General features: G+C 40.3%; 3 protein-coding genes. All 3 read right to left on the reverse strand.

The genetic code is table 11. The annotated features are described in order from the left end of the window. Positions 1 to 42: 42 nt before the first annotated feature. Positions 43 to 987, reverse strand: coding sequence for a GGDEF domain-containing protein (locus AC1DSL_RS16555; RefSeq protein ID WP_477533040.1), 945 nt, complete (start codon positions 985 to 987; stop codon positions 43 to 45). Positions 988 to 1,001: 14 nt separating this feature from the next. After that, positions 1,002 to 1,802: an alpha/beta fold hydrolase gene (locus AC1DSL_RS16560; protein ID WP_477533041.1), complete on the reverse strand. Its 801-nt coding sequence runs from the start codon at positions 1,800 to 1,802 to the stop codon at positions 1,002 to 1,004. Between the two features lie 335 nt (positions 1,803 to 2,137). Further along, a partial coding sequence (locus AC1DSL_RS16565) for a putative bifunctional diguanylate cyclase/phosphodiesterase (protein WP_477533042.1) occupies positions 2,138 to 3,203 on the reverse strand: 1,066 nt, incomplete at its 5' end.

Consider the following 3,203-nt stretch of genomic DNA (forward strand, 5'->3'; position numbering starts at 1 on the left):
CACTAGAACAGCTCTAGTGGGTTTCGTGCGTAACTCCTATATTCATTTCACAGATACGCGATTGCGACCTGCTCCTTTTGATAAATAAAGAGCTGCATCCGCTTTAGAAAATAATATACTGGAATCGTTGCCTTTTTCATACGTTGTCACACCAATGCTGACAGTCACACGTTTTTGAGTCCAGGATCCATGATCGAGATTCAGTCGAATCCGTTCCGCCATCACCCGTGCGCTTTCTTCATTCGTACTCGGAAGCAAGATCATGAACTCTTCTCCACCCATGCGGGCAACAACATCGTGCTCTCTTGTCTCTCTTAAAAGCTTCCATGAAAGCTCGCGAAGCACGGCATCGCCCATTGGATGACCAAACGTATCATTGACCTGTTTGAAATGATCGACGTCAATCTGCAACAAGGAAAAAGTCTCATTCTCCGAACTCTCCGCTAACTGAACGAGATCCATTAGTTTTTTCTCCAAGAAACGACGATTCTTTAATCCCGTCAGTGCATCCGTCATTGCAAGTTCCAGCAATTCTACATTTAAATCCAACAATTCCTGTTGTTTCCCTTCGACTTCTTTCAGTAACTCTTGCAATTTTCTGTTGGCTTCATCCGTATCATGAAGAATCCGCTCAGCTTTTCGTCGAGCAAGCAACAGCTCATTCTCATACTTATCGCGCACTGCCATCTGAACCAGTACACAAGAAAATTGGTCATTGTGTTTAACCGCATTCATCAAAACCGGAAGATGATGTTCTTTACCTTTTAACATCAAATACATCTCATTGACTTTTCCGTGCAACATAATAGACGGAGCGAAGTAAGTTTGAAAATAAATGCGGGATGGCACCGTCAAAATGTCATGCAAGTGAACAGGTGTACCTTCTACACCGAGCATATCACGCAAGGTACGATTCATTTCCACCACGTGAAAGCTTTGATTCATCACCAAATAACCACAAGGTGCCAAATCCAATTGCTCTTCCATTTAATTTCCTCCCTTCACTTCGTCAAATACGCTTTTATGCACGTCACAGTCTCTTCAGGATAACTAAGATGCGGATTGTGTCCTGTAGCTTCCATCAGCACAAACTCACTTGTAGTAATTTTCGTATGTAGGTATTCGCCCATTGCCATGGGAACAATAGCATCGAATTGTGTCTGTAAAATTAAAGTTGGTGACGTAATTTCACCAAGCATATCACGCGAATCGGAAGTAAATGTCACTTCAGCAAACTTCCGTGAAATGACAGGATCATTCGAGCACAACGTGTTCTCAAAATTCTTTGTTATTGTTGAATCCGAAGCTTCACCCATTACAACTGGCGCTAAATATTTCGCCCATTCCCGATAATTAATTTCCATCATATCTAGTAACGCATCAACATCCGATTTATCAAAGCCACCAACATATCCTGGTTCATTCAAATAATGTGGTGAAGGACCAATCATTATTAATTTTTCTATTATCCCGGGTCTCTCAATACTAGCCAATGCACCGATCATACTACTGACAGAATGCCCAACGAATACGATATTTTCCAACTCAAGTGCGTCACACACATCAATTACATCTTGGGCATACCCATTCAAAGAATCGTATCGCTCTGTCGAATACCTAGACTTATCACTGTTGCCAGAACCAACATAATCAAACAGGACTACACGATAATCCGTTGAAAATGCTGGTGCTACATCACGCCAAACGGACTGATCACAGCCAAAACCATGAGCAAACAATATCGTCTTTTGACCTTCCCCAAACACTTTCACGTTATTCCGTTCAACTATATCATTGTACATTTACCTAATTTCTCCTTCGTGATGTATTCCATTATAGGTTAATTATACCATAATAAACTCCACAATATGGTAACTTACCATCTATTTTAACTACTTCAAATATACATCTATTTACTGCTTAACAGAACCCAGCGAATAAAATCTGGCATGGAGAAAGCTGTATCTTTCCTAGAGTCTCGCAGGTATGGAGCGATGTTAGATGCGACTTCCGAGTTTAACAAGATGGAAGGAATTGCAGAAGATAGTAAAGCCTATATCGCAATATCTTGCATTTTATTCTATGACGAATGTTACAACACAAAAACACTTCCAGTTACATGCACCGGAAGTGTCTATCAATCTCCTATCAACTTAAAAAATTCTACCTCGAGCTGTTCAGGTCGAATCGGTTTACTGAAAAAATATCCTTGGCCCATCGGACAGTCCAATTCAGCAAGAAGATGAAGATGCTCCTCTTTCTCAATCCCTTCAGCGACAACATTGAGATTGAAGGTTTGTCCGATTGAAATGATGGTCTTAACAAGAGATAGGTCCTGGCTATTGCCAATCAAATCACGAATAAACGATTGATCGATTTTCAACGTATCAAATGGCAAGTTCTTTAGCATGCTCAGCGACGAATACCCTGTACCGAAATCATCAATCGAAATACCTACTCCAAGCGCTTTCAGCGAATTAATTTTGGGCATAACCAAATCAATATTTTMGATTACACTTTCCGTTACTTCAAATTCCAAATATTTTGCTTCAATACTATAAGAATAAAGACACGACTCGATAAAAGGAACGAAATTATTATCACGGAATTGGCGCTGGGATACGTTCACTGAAACTTTAACAGGCGAATACCCTTTGTCATGCCATCTTCGCATCTGGTACAGAACATCATTGATGATCCAGTTACCAATCTCATTGATCAACCCTGTATCTTCAGCAACCGGAATAAATTCCATCGGCGAAACCTTTCCGAGAAGCGGATTGTCCCATCGTATCAAGGCTTCAATGCCTGCCAGTTTGGAATTGTGCAAATTAAACTTCGGTTGATACACCACATAAAGCTCCTCATTGCGAATCGCTCTTCTTAATTCTATTTCAATGAGCGTTCTTCTTTCACGCTGCTCTTTTAACTCATTATTGAAGAATTTATAGGTGTTTTTTCCATCCAATTTTGCATAATACATCGCAGTGTCTGCCATTGTAATTAATTCATTCATATCGTCCGTATGTTCTGGACTGCCGCTAATGCCTATACTGGCCGTCACAAAGATTTCATTGCCTTTAAGATAGAAAGGTTCTTTTATGTATTCCCCAATGTCCATTGCGATATTTTTAACGAAATCCATGTTCTCTTTAAGAATCAGGACAACAAACTCGTCGCCACCTAAGTGATACGTCTTAATC

Source organism: Paenisporosarcina sp. P4_D4, from assembly GCF_056401835.1.